This is a genomic window from Eggerthella sinensis (assembly GCF_003339815.1).
Taxonomy (GTDB): Bacteria; Actinomycetota; Coriobacteriia; order Coriobacteriales; family Eggerthellaceae; genus Eggerthella; species Eggerthella sinensis.
In genome coordinates this window covers 19,646-33,997 of the sequence record NZ_PPTT01000014.1, presented here as the reverse complement: position 1 = coordinate 33,997, position 14,352 = coordinate 19,646, and the positions used below count along the sequence as shown (strand labels likewise).

11 protein-coding genes are annotated in these 14,352 nt (G+C 66.5%); 9 read left to right on the top strand and 2 right to left on the bottom strand.

Annotation, left to right across the window (positions count from 1 at the left end; all coding sequences use genetic code 11):
* The first annotated feature begins 12 nt into the window (after positions 1-12).
* Together C1876_RS17615 and C1876_RS09195 are read left to right on the top strand one after the other, a co-directional pair.
* The gene (locus tag C1876_RS17615) at positions 13-831 is read left to right on the top strand and encodes a class C sortase (RefSeq protein WP_114546431.1); all 819 of its coding nucleotides are present in this window, start codon (positions 13-15) and stop codon (positions 829-831) included.
* Entirely contained in the window at positions 828-1,670 is an 843-nt protein-coding gene (locus tag C1876_RS09195; protein ID WP_114546430.1) for a class C sortase, read from the top strand. The genes C1876_RS17615 and C1876_RS09195 overlap by 4 nt, the downstream gene beginning before the upstream one ends.
* 222 nt (positions 1,671-1,892) lie before the next feature.
* Here C1876_RS09195 and C1876_RS09190 read toward each other — a convergent pair whose 3' ends face one another.
* On the bottom strand, positions 1,893-3,356 hold the full coding sequence (locus C1876_RS09190) for a helix-turn-helix transcriptional regulator (RefSeq protein ID WP_114546429.1): 1,464 nt from the start codon (positions 3,354-3,356) through the stop codon (positions 1,893-1,895).
* A 300-nt stretch (positions 3,357-3,656) separates the two neighbouring features.
* Here C1876_RS09190 and C1876_RS09185 point away from each other — a divergent pair, with 300 nt between their 5' ends.
* The 7 genes from C1876_RS09185 to C1876_RS09150 all read left to right on the top strand — a co-directional run bounded on the left by C1876_RS09185 (position 3,657) and on the right by C1876_RS09150 (position 12,976).
* Entirely contained in the window at positions 3,657-4,973 is a 1,317-nt protein-coding gene (locus C1876_RS09185; RefSeq protein ID WP_114546428.1) for an MFS transporter, read from the top strand.
* Positions 4,974-5,088: 115 nt separating this feature from the next.
* A complete protein-coding gene (gene aes / locus C1876_RS09180) occupies positions 5,089-6,084 on the top strand; it encodes an acetyl esterase (protein ID WP_114546427.1) in 996 nt (331 codons plus the stop codon).
* Positions 6,085-6,151: 67 nt separating this feature from the next.
* Positions 6,152-7,303 (top strand): crotonobetainyl-CoA dehydrogenase, encoded by a 1,152-nt coding sequence (gene caiA / locus C1876_RS09175; RefSeq protein ID WP_114546426.1) that lies wholly within the window; start codon positions 6,152-6,154, stop codon positions 7,301-7,303.
* Between the two features lie 79 nt (positions 7,304-7,382).
* The gene (gene caiB / locus C1876_RS09170; RefSeq protein WP_114546425.1) at positions 7,383-8,597 is read left to right on the top strand and encodes an L-carnitine CoA-transferase; all 1,215 of its coding nucleotides are present in this window, start codon (positions 7,383-7,385) and stop codon (positions 8,595-8,597) included.
* A gap of 165 nt (positions 8,598-8,762) precedes the next feature.
* On the top strand, positions 8,763-10,358 hold the full coding sequence (caiC, locus tag C1876_RS09165) for a crotonobetaine/carnitine-CoA ligase (protein ID WP_114546424.1): 1,596 nt from the start codon (positions 8,763-8,765) through the stop codon (positions 10,356-10,358).
* A 214-nt stretch (positions 10,359-10,572) separates the two neighbouring features.
* Entirely contained in the window at positions 10,573-11,445 is an 873-nt protein-coding gene (locus C1876_RS09155; protein ID WP_114546423.1) for a MaoC/PaaZ C-terminal domain-containing protein, read from the top strand.
* 88 nt (positions 11,446-11,533) lie between these two features.
* The gene (locus C1876_RS09150) at positions 11,534-12,976 is read left to right on the top strand and encodes an MFS transporter (RefSeq protein ID WP_114546422.1); all 1,443 of its coding nucleotides are present in this window, start codon (positions 11,534-11,536) and stop codon (positions 12,974-12,976) included.
* Positions 12,977-13,239: 263 nt separating this feature from the next.
* On the opposite strand, the gene C1876_RS09145 is transcribed toward C1876_RS09150, so the two are convergent.
* Complete coding sequence (locus C1876_RS09145; RefSeq protein ID WP_148044618.1) at positions 13,240-14,223, bottom strand: hypothetical protein; 984 nt, start codon at positions 14,221-14,223, stop codon at positions 13,240-13,242.
* Between the last annotated feature and the right edge of the window lie 129 nt (positions 14,224-14,352).

The following is a 14,352-nucleotide window of genomic DNA, read 5'->3' as shown; positions in this document are numbered from 1 at the left end:
CGGCGCGTCCTCATGGCGATCTGCCTCGTGGCGGGCATCGGCCTCATCCTGTACCCCGTGGTGGGCACGTACCTCAACGAGCGCTCGTTCGACGAGGTGGTGAGCCGCTACGAGGAAACGGTGCAGACCCTGCCCGAGGACGAGCGCACGGAGATGCTGGCGGAGGCGCGCGCCTACAACGAGAGCCTGCGGGGCGATCCCGTGCACGACCCCTTCGTGGCCAACAGCGGCTACGCGGTGCCCGACAACTACGACGACCTGCTGAACGTGGACGGCACGGGGCTCATGGGCACCGTGTCCATCCCCGCCATCGACCTCACGCTGCCGCTCTACCACGGCACGTCCGACGACGTGCTGTCCCACGGTGCCGGCCACATCCCCCAAACGTCGCTGCCGGTGGGCGGCGCGGGCACCCATGCCGTCATCACGGGCCACACGGGCCTGCCCACGGCGCGCCTGTTCACCGACCTCGAGCGTCTGCAGAAGGGCGACGTGTTCGTGGTGGAGGTGCTGGGCGAGCGCCACGCCTACGCGGTGGACGATATCGAGGTGGTGGAGCCCGACGACGTGTCGTCCATCCGCGTGGAGGACGGCGCCGAATACGTCACCCTGCTCACGTGCACGCCCTACGGCATCAACTCGCACCGCCTGCTCGTGCGCGGCGCGCCCTGCGAGCTGCCCGCCGACGACGCCCTGGCCCCGACGCCCGGCGCGCCCTGGCCGCTCGTGGCGGCGCTCGGCGCGGCGGCGGCGCTTGCGGCTGCGCTGCTGGTTCGGCGCGCCTGGAAGCGCCGCCGCGGGCGCGGGCCGACGGGAGGGGAGGGCCGATGAGCGCCGCGCGTTCCGCCGACGCCCGCCCGCCGCGCCGACGCGCCGCGCGCTGGTTCTTCGGCCTCGTGCTGGTCGTCGGGGTGGCGTGCGTGCTCTATCCCGTCGTGACGAACATCGCCTACCAGATGGGCGCGTACAGCGCGGTGGCGTCCTACGACGACGCGGTGAGCCGGCGCACGCCCGAGGAGCTCGCGCGCCTGTGGGCCGACGCCTACGCCTACAACGACGAGCTGGCCGCGCCCGAGGTGCGCGACCCCTTCACCGTCGACGAGGTCACGTCTCCGCTCGACCGCTACTACGACGTGCTCGACCCCGACGGCACGGGCATGATGGGCTACGTGGAGGTGCCCTCCGCCGGCATCGAGCTGCCGCTCTACCACGGCACGGGCGACGAGGTGCTGCAGACGGGCGCCGGGCATATCGCCACGACGGCGCTGCCCATCGACGGGGAGTCCATCCACCCCGTCGTCACAGGGCACACGGGCCTGCCCGACAAGCTGCTGTTCACGAACCTCATGTTCGTGCAGGAGGGCGACGTGTTCCGCGTGAAGATCCTCGACCGCACGTTCTCGTACCGGGTGGCGTCCGTCGACGTCGTCGAGCCCGACGACACGGCGCTGCTGCAGCCCGTCGAAGGGGAAGACCGCCTCACGCTGCTCACGTGCACCCCCTACGGCATCAACTCCCAGCGCCTGCTCATCACGGGCGTTCCCACCGTCGAAGACGACGAGCAAGGCGCCCGCCCGCTGGTGCTCCCGTTCGTCGTTGCGGGAGCGCTGCTCGTCGGAGGAGCCGTGCTCGCATGGAGAAGAGCGGGGAAGCGCCCGAAGCGCCCGTGACCCTTCCATGGCGCGGCGTATGCTTCGGGACAAGCGCGCCCGACCCTTTTATGGCGCGGCATATGCTCCGGGATGAGTGCGCCTGACGCCGCGCCGATCGCACGCCGCGCCCCTCCCGAATCGGCGCGGAACGCGCCCATCGGCCCGCATGATTGCCTCCGCGCCAAAAAAAGTGGAGCGCCCGTCCTGCACCGCTGATGCGCGTCTCCGCGACGCCCCCCCCTAGAAATCGCTTCGCTGCATGTTCAGGTAGTTCAGCAGCTCGCTGCGCTTGTGGATCTGCATCTTCTCGTAGATGTGGCGGATGTGGGTGTTCACCGTGTAGGGCGAGATCACCAGCTTGTCGGCCATGTTGTTCGTGGTGTAGCCGCGCGCGATGAGCACGAGGATCTCCGCCTCGCGCCCCGACAGGCCGAACTCCTTCGCCACTTCGGCGCAGATCTCGTCGATCTCGGCCTTCGACGGCGGGGCCGCCGTCAGCGCGGCGATGTTGAACTCCTGGCGCACGAGCGGCACGAGCAGCGCGGCCAGCACGCACATGAGCGCCAGGCAGGTTTCGGGCGTGATGGCGAACGCCAGGTCGGGCGCCAGCTCGTAGCCCACGGCCCAGGTGTTGCCCACCGCGATGCCGGCGCGCACGAACGCGCCGGAGAACGCGAAGGCCACCGCCGGGGTCACGTAGCCCTTCGACGTGAGGATGCCGAAGTACATGATGAGGAGGATCTCCAGAAGCGACGAGATGCCCGTGGCCATGATGAAGGCCGGCAGGTAGGCTACTTGATCGGCCAGGAAGAGCGCGAATGCCGCGATCAGCAGCACGAGGAGCCAGGGGAACATCTTGAAGATGCTGGCCTTGTCCTTCGACACGATGCTGATGCCGGCGATGGCCAGCATGATGATGGCGCCGCCGAGGATGCCCAACGTGAAGGTGACGTCGCCGGTGGGCAGCACCTGCCACGGAATGATGGCCACGAGGAAGTAGCACGCCACGCTGGCCACGAACGTGATGACGCTCACCGTCACCATGTTCTTGAGGCCGCCCTGCGCCGCGCTTTTGGGCAGCAGCACGGGAAACGCCCGCGAGCCGTCGCGGCGGGCGGCCACGAGCAGCACGCCGGAGGCGATGGGCAGCAGCGAGACGAACACCGTCGTCACGTACACGGGCAGCGTCCACGCCAACACGATGGTCACGAACAGCGCCAGGCCGAACGTCGTGCCGATGTGACGCAACGAGAAGTTCGCCTTCACGCAGGCGTAGCGCTCGCCCCAGAGAATCCACATGACGGATTCGGCGATGCCGGTGAAGAAGGCCAGCGCGTACAGCAGACCGGGCACGGTGAACACCTGCGGGGGCAGGCACATGGCCAAGGTGGCGAGACAAGTGAGGATGGGTGCGGCCGCATAGAGCCAGCGATGCGTCGAAAGGTGGCGCGTGCGTCCCAACGCGAGCGCGATGAGCAGCAGGGTGACCACGGCGGCGCCCAGGTTCACGAGCCAGGCGATGGTCACGCGGTCGTCGAGCAGCTCGGTCTGCACGAACATGTGCGGCACGAACCACAACGCGTAATGCCACGCCAACAGAAGCGCGAATCCCACGTACTTGAGGGCAGGGCGCGTCGCAAATTCGGTGAGAGACGTTGCCGCTCCGTCATGTGATCCCGCAGGTTCCCCTGATTGGTGCGCCATGAGCGGACCATCCTTCCTAACATGCGTTTGCGATGGATGATGATGCTGCTGAACTGCCCGGACTCCATTAAACCTCACAAAGCGGGTCCGTGTTCACCATTGCGAAAATCTATCACCAATTCATCATGAACACCTCGCAAGAAAGTAAGTATTGAGGTAATTAGTGGAGATTTTGCGATGGCAAATCGACGGGAGGCGAACAGAATGCACCCAACGGCTCGGTTCACCGCCGGTCGCCGCCATGAACGTGCCGGCGACCGACTGAGAGACCGGGCGAAGACAAGGAGAAAGGAAGACAAGATGTCACTGCTTGCCAAGAGCAAGGGCGAGGTCACCTACAAGGAGCTCACCACGCTCCATAAATGGGCTCTCGTCGTACTCATCTCGATGGGCTCGTCGATCATCTACGCGCCGATGTATCTGAAGAACGTGTTCTACGATCCGCTGATGCAGGCCCTCGGCGCCACGAACGCCGACCTCGGCCTCATGGTGTCGGCCTACGGCATCGCCGCCATGATCTGCTACCTGCCTTCCGGCATCGTGGCCGACAAGTTCCGCATGCGCACGCTGGCATGGGTCGGCTTCATCGCCACCGCCGTGCTCGTGTTCGTGTACGCGATGCTGCCCTCCGTGCAGATCTGCCTGATCCTCTTCGTCCTCATGGGCGTCACGTCCATCCTGGTATGGTGGGGCACGCGCTTCAAGGTCATCCGCCTGTGCTGCGAGGAGAACGAGTACGCCTCCAAGATCGGCATCAGCTACTCCATCTACGGCGTCACCGGCCTCGTCATCGGCCTCATCAACGCCGGCATCATCGCCGCCATCTCCGGCGCGGCGGGCGTGCAGGCCATGCTCATCTTCCTGGGCGTCGTCATCGCCATCCTGGGCGTGGTCTCCTTCTTCCTCATCCCCGACTTCAAGGGCGAGATCAACAAGGACGCTAAGCTGTTCAGCGTCAAAGAGGCCATCCAGTCCATCAAGCACCCCGGCGTCATCTGGGCCTGCATTGCGTACTTCGCCTGCTACGCCGTGTACCAGGGCGCTACCTACACCACGCCGTACCTCTCGCAGTGCTTCAACGCCGACGGCAACATCGTGAACATCGTCGGCCTCATCCGCACCTACGGCATCGGCCTCGTTGCCGGTCCGGTCGTGGGCTTCATCGCCACGAAAATCAAGAGCCCCTCGAAGACCATCCTGGGCGCGTTCATCCTGTCCATCGCGGTGCTCGTCGGCTTCATCCTGTTCCCGCAGGACGCTTCCGGTGCGATGATCGCCTCCGTCCTCGTGGTCGTGTTCGGCTTCACCACCTACGGCGCCTTCTCCATCGGCTCCTCGCCCCTGTCCGAGGTCAAGATCCCCATGGCCATCTTCGGCACCGCCTCTGGCCTGCTCTCCGTCATCGGCTTCCTGCCCGACGTGTTCATCCACACCTGGTACGGCGGCATGATCGACGCCCAGGGCACGGCAGCGTTCTCGAGCATCTTCGGCTTCGAGATCATGTTCGGCGTCATCGGCTGCGCGGCTCTGGTCATGTTGCTCCGCAGCATCAAGAAGCACTTCGGTGCCGAGGCTGCCGCTCCGGCCGTCGAAGACGCCGAGACCACTCAGGCGTAAGTTCCTCTCACGAGTGCGGGGGCGCGCTGCTGCAAGCCGCGCCCCCTCATCTCAAACCGGTATCACCCGCACGTCCTGCGTTCACTATCGGAAACGAATCGGGAAAGAAGGCATCATGAACAAACTCGACGTCCTGTCCAAGATCAACCCGCAGATGAAAGCGGTCCTCGCCAAAGAGGACGAGCTGGCGGGCGACGCGAACGACACAAGCGTGGGGTTCGAGCAGATGCGCAAGAACTACGTCGCCGGCCGCGCGTTCTGGGCCGAGGGCGGCCCGGTCATGGTCGAGCAGCTCGACGCCACGGTGGCCGGCCCTTACGGCGACATCCCGGTTCGGTACTACTATCCCACCGAAGCTGCCGCGGCGGCGCTCGGCGGCGCGGCGCCCGCGCAGCCGGCCATCGTGTATGTGCACGGCGGTGGCTTCGTCCTGGGCAACCTCGACACGCACGACCGTGTCTGCCGCGTGCTCGCCGACCATGCGGGCGTGCCCGTGGTGGCCGTCGACTACCGCCTGTCGCCCGAGGCCAAGTTCCCGAGCGCCGTGGAGGAAGTGGCCGCCGTGGCCGCCTACCTGCACGAGCAGGGCGCGAAGCACGGCATCGACGGCGAGCGCCTGTCGTTCGCGGGCGATTCGGGCGGGGCGCACCTGGGCCTTGCGGCCACGATGTACCTGCGCGAAGAGCGCGGCGGCAGCGACTTCGTCAAGTGCTGTCTCCTGTACTACGGCTGGTTCGGCCTGACGGACTCGTCCTCGATGCGCCTGCTGGGCGGCCCGTGGGACGGTCTGACCGAGGCCGAGTGGCAGTGGTACATGGAGATGTACGCGAACGACCCCGCCGAGCTCATGGCCAGCCCGTACGCGAACCTGTTCCTGAACGACATGGAGCACGACATGCCGGCCTGCTACATCGCGGCGGCGGAGTACGACCCGCTGCGCGACGACTCGGCCACGTTGGCGGCCATCTGCGAGCAGTACGGGACCCCCGTCCGCCACGAGGTGTTCGAGGGCGTCATCCACGCGTTTCTGCACTACACCAAGATGCTCGATGCGGCGAACGACGCCCTCGAGCACGGTGCAATCTTCTATCGTCAGCAGCTGGGGCTGTAATCCCCGCACCAACCATCGGGTTTCGCGGCATCACGAAGATGCCGACACAAACAAAAGGAGGATCGTCATGGATTTCAAGTTGACGGACGAGCAGGAGCTTATCGTCGATAGCTACCGCGAGTACATGGAGAGCGAGAACTGGGAGACCTACTTCCACGAGTGCGACGAGAAGCACGAGTACCCGCTGCGCTGGGTCAAGGGCCTCTGCGAGCTCGGCTTCGACCAGATCATGCTCCCCGAGAGCCATGGTGGCCTGGGCCTCGAGCAGCCCTGCGTGACGCTCATGGCCGTCTACGAGGTGCTCGGCCGCTACGGCGCCCCCACCTACGTGCTCTACCAGCTCCCGGGCTTCGAGACCGTCATCCGCGAGGGCAGCGAAGAGCAGATCGAGGCCGTGCTGTCCACGCTGGGCTCCGGCGAGCAGATCTGGAACTCCGCCTGCACCGAGCCGGGCGCCGGCTCCGACGTGAGCTCGCTCGCCACGAACTACAAGCGCGAGAACGGCAAGATCTACCTCAACGGCACCAAGACGTTCATCACCTCCTCGCTGGGCGTGAAGTACCTCGTCATCATGGCGAAGAACGCCGACGATCCCACCGTGTTCACCGAGTTCTTCCTCGACATGTCCAAGCCGGGCGTGAAGCTGTCCCCGCTCACCAAGCTGGGCCTGCGCATGGACAGCTGCTGCGAGGTCTACATGGACAACGTGGAGCTTGAGGAGAAGGACATCTTCGGCAAAGAGGGCAACGGCTTCATGCGCGGCGTGTCCGACTTCAACTTCGAGCGCTGGCTCGTGGGCGCCTGCGACTACGGCACCGCCATCAGCGCGTTCGAGGACGCCATGGCGCACGCGAACAGCCGCATCGCCTTCGGCAAGCCCATCAGCCGCTTCCAGCTCAACCAGATCAAGATCACCGATATGTGCATCAAGCTGACCAACATGAAGAACATGCTGTACGAGGCCGCTTGGAACGCCGACAACAACGACGGCAACTTCGACCCGGCCGCGGCCGCCATGTGCAAGTACTACTGCGCCAACGCCTCCTTCGAGGTCGTCGACGACGCCATGCAGATCATGGGCGGCATCGCCGTGGCTTCCGAGCACCGCATCAACCGCATCTGGCGCGACCTGCGCGTCGACCGCGTCTCCGGCGGCACCGACGAGATGATGATCCTCGCCACCTCCAAGGGCGCCTCCATCAAGTACAAGCAGAAGTAAAGAGCGTTCCACCGAAGGAGGGCCCCGGCCTGAGGGGCGGGGCCCCGGACACGAACCGCGATTCAAGGAGGAAACAACCATGGCACTACCTACCGAAAAGCCGTCCTACGGCCCTCTCGACGGCGTCAAGGTCGTCTACGCGGCGGTCGAGCTGGCCTGCCCGAAGGCCGCCGACCTCATGGCCGACTGGGGTGCTGACGTCATCTGGCTCGAGAACACGGGCGCGGGCGACACCATCCGCGACACCCCGTACGTGAAGCAGGCCGAGCGCCGCAACCAGCGTTCCGTCTCGCTGAACTACTTCTCCGAAGAGGGCAAGAAGGTGTTCTTCGACATGGTCAAGGACGCCGACATCTTCATGGAAGCCTCCAAGGGCGGCACCTGGGCGCGCAAGGGCATCACCGACGACGTGCTGTGGGAGCTCAACCCGAAGATGGTCATCGTGCACGTCTCCGGCTTCGGCCAGGAGGGCGACCCCAAGATGGTGAAGCGCGCGGCCTACGACCTCACCGTCATGGCGTACTCGGGCATCATCATGCAGAACGGCACGGAGGAGCAGCCCATGCTCCCCGGACCCTACGCCGGCGACTACTTCAACACGCTCATGATCGCCTCCTCCGCGCTCGCGGCCCTCTACAAGGCCGAGAAGAGCGGCAAGGGCGAGAGCATCGACCTGGCCATGTACGAGACGCTGCTGGCCATCGGCCAGTACTACCTGGTGGACTACCTGAACGAGGGCATCAAGTGGCCCCGTCCGGGCGCCCGCAACCAGAACCTCTGCGGCATCGGCGAGTTCAAGTGCAAGGACGGCTTCCTGGGCGTGTGCCTCTACGGCGTCGACCAGAACAAGTACTTCCTCGAGCAGATCGGCCTCGGCCACCTGTGGGGCACCGAGGACATCCCCGAGGACACCTCGGGCCTGTGGCTGTCCAACCCGCACGCCGACGAGATCCAGAAGGCGTTCGAGGACTACTGCCTCGCGCGTTCCAAGTACGACATCGAAGCGGACTTCGCGGCCCATCGCATCGCCGCCCAGGTGGTCAACGACATGGAGGACCTCGTGGCCGAAGAGCACCTGAAGCTGCGCAACACGTGGGTTGACTGGGAGACGGTCGACGGCGAGACGTTCCACGGCCTCGGCGTGTTCCCGAAGTTCAAGAACAACCCCGGCCAGATCTGGCGCCCGATGCCGAAGCAGGGCGGCGACACCGTCGACGTCATGACGAAGCTCGGCTACACGCAGGAGCAGATCGACGAGCTGGCCGCTGCCGGCATCGTGAAGATCAGCGAATAGCGCTGCAGCGCGCGTCCGGAGCTCCGGCCCCGGACGCGCAACGCGGATGCGCGGCCCGAAGCGTTGCGCCGCGCATCCGCACGATGCCGCCTTTCAGGGCCGTGCCGCGGGAAGACGGCATCGTGCGGATATCTCAAGGATCGAGTGACGGAGAAGGGTGGGACGATGACCGACATCGTGGGAAACGAAACGGTGCGCAGCCTGTGGGACGGCCTCGTGGCCGCCTGCGGCGACCGCGTCTTCCTTCGCTTCCGCGACCGCGCGGACGCGACGAGCACGTACACGTACCGTGCGTTCAACGAGGAGATCGACCGCACCGCCAACGTGTTCCTGTCGATGGGCGTGCAGGCGGGCGAGCGCGTGTGCGTGCAGCTGTGCACGTGCCCGGAATTCATGATGTGCCTGTTCGGCCTCGCGAAGATCGGCGCCGTCATGGTTCCCATGAACGAGCAGAACCTCGTGGAGGAGGCCGCCTACGTGCTCGACCGCACCGGGGCCACCTGCGCGCTCGTGGAGCCGAAGTTCCTCGACCTGTACCGCGCTGTGCGCGCGGAGGGCCCCTACCTGCCGAAGGGCGTGCTCGTGGCCCGCACCGCCGAGGAGGGCGTCGAGGGGCTGGGCGAGGCCTTGGCGGCGCTCGAGCAGGACGATGCGCTGCGCGACTTCTCGCAGCTGCGCGCCGCCGCCGCGGCCGAGCTCGACGAGGTGCGCCCGCTCAGCGCGGACGATCCGGCCGAGATCATCTTCACGAGCGGCACGACGTCGCGCCCGAAGGGCGTCGTGCTCACCCATGCGAACATCCTGTTCAGCGGCCTGTACGGCGACTGGGAGGTCACGCTCACGCGCGACGACCGCCTGCTCACCACCATGCCGGCCTGCCATTCCAACTTCCAGCTGGCCGCGCTCATGCCGGTGCTCACCGCGGGAGCCGAGCTCATCGTGGTGGAGAAGTACAGCGCGCGCCGCTTCTGGTCGCAGATCCGCGAGTTCGGGGCCACGGTCACGCAGTGCGTCGCCATGATGCTGCGCACGCTCATGCTGCAGCCCGCATCGCCCGACGACCGGAACCACACGCTGCGCGAGATGCTGTACTTCCTGCCGGTGTCCGACGCCGAGAAGGCCGCCTTCGAGGAGCGCTTCGGCGTGCGCCTCATGAACACGTACGGCTCCACCGAGTCCATCGGCTGGGTGCTCACCGACCCGCCCGCCGGCCCGCGCCGCTGGCCGAGCGTGGGGCGCGCGGGGCTCGGCTACGAGGTGCGCATCATGCGCGAGGACGGCGTGCAGGCCGCTCCCGGCGAAATCGGCGAGATCCAGGTGCACGGGCAGCGCGGACGCACTATCATGAAGGAGTATTTCAACGACCCGGAGGCCACCGCGCGCACGTTCACGGACGACGGCTGGCTCAAGACGGGCGACAAGGGCTACGTGGACGAGGACGGCTGGTTCTTCTTCGTCGACCGCAAGGTGAACATGATCAAGCGGGCGGGGGAGAACATCTCCACCACCGAGCTGGAGAACGTGCTGGTGGACCATCCCCTCATCGCGGAAGCGGCCGTCATCGGCGTGGACGACCCTATCCGCGACCAGGCGGTCAAGGCGTTCGTGCTGCCGTGCGCCGGCGCTGAGCTCACCGAGGAGGACGTGCTTTCGTACTGCGAGGGGCACATGGCCGGCTTCAAGGTGCCCTCGTACGTGGAGATCGTGCACTCGTTCCCGCGCACGTGCAGCATGAAGATAGAGAAGCGGTTGTTGCGCTGATCTGACGATCAGCGCAAGGAGTCGACGCTGCGGCTTTCCGTGGCGCCTCATCTCGCGGCGAGGCCGAGGGCTCGCGTACCGAAGTATCCCCTACGGGGACTTCCTTCGGGGCGCGCTTCGCCCTCGCCCTCCCCACGATCTGGGGCGCCACGGAAACCCTCGCTGACGTTGCAGGACCGGTGAGTTTTGAAATACGAAAAAAGGAGAGGGAGCTATGGCTATCAGCACTGAAATTGTGGGCAAGGAGTTCGGCCCGTTCGTGCGGGAGTACACGTTCAAGGACCTCGAGATCTGCGCGCTCGGCTGCAACGCCGGCTACGACGGCGTAACCGACCTCGAGTACGTCAACGAGTGCGACGCCGAGCACCCCGACCTCAAGGTGCTGCCCATCTTCGGCGTGCCGCTGACGGTGCACGAGGAGATGACGCGCACGCTCGACTACGGCTACAACTACGACGGCTCGCTGCACTACGGCTTCGAGATCAAGCTGCACGCCCCGTTCAAGATGAACGACCGCATCGAGACGTTCGTCACCCAGGACGCCCTGTACGACCGCGGCGAGGGCCGCGGGTGCCTCTCGAAGCAGACGGGCCGCTCCTACTCCTCCGACGGCACGCTTCTGTGCGAGACCGAGACGTGGGACGTGTGCATCTACGACGGCGGCTGGGGCGGCGCGAAGCCTCCAAAGGACATCGTCGAGATGCCCGACCGCGCGCCCGACGCCGTGGTCGAGGAGACCATGCCGCTCAACATGCCGCTCATCTACCGCCTCATGGGCGACTGGCATCAGCAGCACATCGACTTCGCCTACACCGAGCAGACGGGCCTCGAGCGCCCCATCGCGCACGGCGTGAGCCTGGGCGGCTTCGCGATGCGCCACATCATCAGCTCGTTCTTCCCGGGCGAGCCCGAGCGCATGAAGCGCTTCAAGACCCGCATCACCTCGCCGGTGCTGCCGGGCACCACGCTGCAGACCCGCATGTGGAAGGTGGGGGACAAGGAGATCCGCTTCCAGCTCGTCGACGCCGACGCCGACGAGACCGGCGCCAAGCCGCACCTGAACTTCGGCATCTGCGAGTGGGAGTAAGCGCGGGCTGCCATCCTGATCGCAGCGCGGGGTCGGAGGACCCCGCGCCGCGCCAGCCAAGAAAACCAGCAAGCAAGGAGACGTGAGCATGAGCAACGTGAAACAGATGACGCAGGTGACAAGCCCCCCGATGCGCGACGTTGCCGACGGCGCGAAGCAGATCGGCGGGGACGTGGTCGACAAGGTGAAGAAGTCGGCCAAGCGCACCATCGACGACGTGGCCATGACGCCGTTTCTGCTCAAGATCACGTTCTTCTCGAGCGGCGGCTCGTTTCTCGACGGCTACGTGCTCTCGCTCATCGGGGTGGCGCTCACGCAGATCACGCCCCTGTTCAGCCTTACCGACGCCTGGAGCGCCGCCATCGGCGCGTCGGTGCTGCTGGGCATCTTCGTCGGCACCATCGCCGGCGGGTACCTCACCGACCGCATCGGGCGGCGCACGATGTTCATCATCGATGTCGTGGCCATCGGCCTGTTCTCCATCCTGTCGGTGTTCGCTTCCGACCCGTTGCAGCTCGTCCTCGCGCGCTTCGTCATCGGCGTGTTCGTGGGCGCAGACTATCCCATAGCCACGTCGCTCATCGCCGAGTTCACGCCTAAGCAGCACCGTTCCATCTCCATGGGCATGGTGTCGGCTGCGTGGTATCTCGGCGCCACGGTGGCCGCGTTCGTGGGGTACTTCCTGTACAGCGTGCCGAACGGTTGGCAGTGGATGCTCGGCTCGGCCGTCGTGCCCTGCATCATCCTGCTGGTCGGCCGCCACGACATCCCCGAGTCGCCCATGTGGCTCGCGCAGAAGGGCCGCACGGAGGAAGCGCAAGCCATCATGCATCGCGTGTTCGGCGACGACGTGGAGCTCGAGCTGGAGGAACCCGGCGAGAAGACCACGCTTGGGAAGGTGTTTCGCGGCGGCTACGCCAAGCGCATCGTGTTCCTGGGTATTCTGACGTTGTGCCAGGTGGTTCCCATGTACGCCATCTACACGTTCGGACCTGAGATCATGACGGCGTTCGGCTTGGGCGTGGGGCACGAGGCCATCCTCGGCGAGAGCGTGGTCAGCCTGTTCTTCCTCATCGGCTCCATTCCGGCCATGTTCTGGCTGAACTCCATGGGGCGCCGGCCCCTGCTTATCCGGTCGCTCGCGCTCATGGCCGTGGGTCTGGTCATCTTGGGGGTGTTCCCCGATGCGCCTGTCTTCGTGATCATCCTCGGGTTCGGCCTGTACGCGTTCTTCAGCGGCGGCCCGGGCATCCTGCAGTGGCTCTATCCCAACGAGCTGTTCCCGACCGAGGTGCGCGCCTCGGCGGTGGGCATCGCCATCGCGTTCTCGCGCATCGGCACCATCGTCGCCACCTACGGCACGCCGCTGTTCCTGGCCGCGTTCGGCGTGGGGCCCACCATGCTCGTGGCGGCGGGGCTCGTGATTCTCGGGCTCGTGCTGTCGGTGTTCATGGCGCCCGAGACGAAGGGCAAGTCGCTTCTTGAGACGAGCGCGCTCGACGCCGACGAGACGCGCCCGCACGGCGCGTAGGGGAGCGCGGGGCGGGCGCGGGGCGTGGGACGCGAGGCGCGGGGCGCGGCGTCGGGCGCGGTGCACCGCGAAACGCCCCTCGGTGGCAAAAAATGACGCGATTGCGGGCGAAGGGCGGCGCGAACCCTTCGCCCGTTTTTCGCGACCAGGCATTATGCGAAGCGCTGCGCCTCCAGTCGATCTCACGGGGCCGAAAAAGCGCCTTTCAGACCGCAATCGCGAAAAAACTTGCCATTTTGCGTCGACGTTCCGGTGCAGCGCCGTCATCGCGGGGCGTCGGGAACGCCGAGCAGCGTGCCGTGAAGGCGATGCTGCCGCTCCGGCCAGCTTCGCGCGTCTGGGCGCAGCCTCTTGCCGAGCTTGCGGGCCAGCAGGTGCGCCACCTGATCGAGCTCGATGAGGTTCTGCACGGTTCGGGTGGTGACCGGCACGACGGTTATCCCGTGCGCGAGCAGGTCGTTGCGCCTGCGCGCGTCGTCGGCCAGCTTGCCCTTCTTGCTGTGATGCTGGAAGCTCTCGTACTCGACGGCGACCGCTGCGTCGCGCCACAGCAGGTCGCATGCGAACCGCTTGTCGGCGGCGCGGCGCACGGTGCTCCACCGCGCGTTCATGCCCCGGTTCATCTCGGGCCGGGGAAGGCCGTAGCCTCCCTTGGAAAGCGGAAGGCACAGCAGCATGACCAGCGCGGTTTCGAACGGCGAAGCGGACCCGTCCACGACGGAGCGCAGCGCGCGTCGCGCCTGTTTCGCCCCCGGCACCGGGCCGATCTCGTCGATGAAGCGCCCGAGGCGCTCGACGGTGGTGTAGGGGTGCGCGCGATCGAAATCCACCTGGTTGACCGTGGGTACGCCGTAGGTGCCGCAAAGCTCCATGCCCAGCCTGACGAGGTGCGCCTGCGGCAGCGTTTCCGCCATCTGCACGAAGCACAGCTCCGGCCCGCTCGCGCACGCGTCCGGCGCGAGGCGCCAGAACGACCGGCGGGGGAAGGAACCCGAGCGCACATGGCAGACTGCGCGCGCGTCGCCGGTGCGCGCGGCGGCGCTCGGGACGAGCAGATGCACGGGCTTCTCGGGGCGGGGAAGGCTCCGGTCGAACAGCGCGTCGAGGGCGGCGGTGCTCGCGACGCAGGCGGGCGGCAGCGGGCCCGCGATGCGCGGGGTGGCGCGGCGCAGCGCGTCGGAAGGCGCCACGTCCGCCGAGCGGGCGATGCAGGCGAGCGCTGAGAGGTGGCTGAGATACAGGGTCATGGTTCGAGCATACGACGCGGCCGGTGCGAGCGCCAAGGGGCGGCCCGCATCGTTAACCGACCGTAAACTTGCGCTTGACCTGCGCTTGACCTGCGCTGGAACCACGCTAGATTCCCGTTGGAGCCGCGC

What these genes read in the sequence shown, in the direction of transcription:
- C1876_RS09145 (WP_148044618.1), bottom strand. Translation starts at nt 14,223, where the DNA reads ATGACCCTGTATCTCAGCCACCTCTCAGCGCTCGCCTGCATCGCCCGC.
- C1876_RS09150 (WP_114546422.1), top strand. Translation starts at nt 11,534, where the DNA reads ATGAGCAACGTGAAACAGATGACGCAGGTGACAAGCCCCCCGATGCGC.
- C1876_RS09185 (WP_114546428.1), top strand. Translation starts at nt 3,657, where the DNA reads ATGTCACTGCTTGCCAAGAGCAAGGGCGAGGTCACCTACAAGGAGCTC.
- caiA (WP_114546426.1), top strand. Translation starts at nt 6,152, where the DNA reads ATGGATTTCAAGTTGACGGACGAGCAGGAGCTTATCGTCGATAGCTAC.
- C1876_RS09195 (WP_114546430.1), top strand. Translation starts at nt 828, where the DNA reads ATGAGCGCCGCGCGTTCCGCCGACGCCCGCCCGCCGCGCCGACGCGCC.
- caiB (WP_114546425.1), top strand. Translation starts at nt 7,383, where the DNA reads ATGGCACTACCTACCGAAAAGCCGTCCTACGGCCCTCTCGACGGCGTC.
- aes (WP_114546427.1), top strand. Translation starts at nt 5,089, where the DNA reads ATGAACAAACTCGACGTCCTGTCCAAGATCAACCCGCAGATGAAAGCG.
- caiC (WP_114546424.1), top strand. Translation starts at nt 8,763, where the DNA reads ATGACCGACATCGTGGGAAACGAAACGGTGCGCAGCCTGTGGGACGGC.
- C1876_RS17615 (WP_114546431.1), top strand. Translation starts at nt 13, where the DNA reads ATGGCGATCTGCCTCGTGGCGGGCATCGGCCTCATCCTGTACCCCGTG.
- C1876_RS09190 (WP_114546429.1), bottom strand. Translation starts at nt 3,356, where the DNA reads ATGGCGCACCAATCAGGGGAACCTGCGGGATCACATGACGGAGCGGCA.
- C1876_RS09155 (WP_114546423.1), top strand. Translation starts at nt 10,573, where the DNA reads ATGGCTATCAGCACTGAAATTGTGGGCAAGGAGTTCGGCCCGTTCGTG.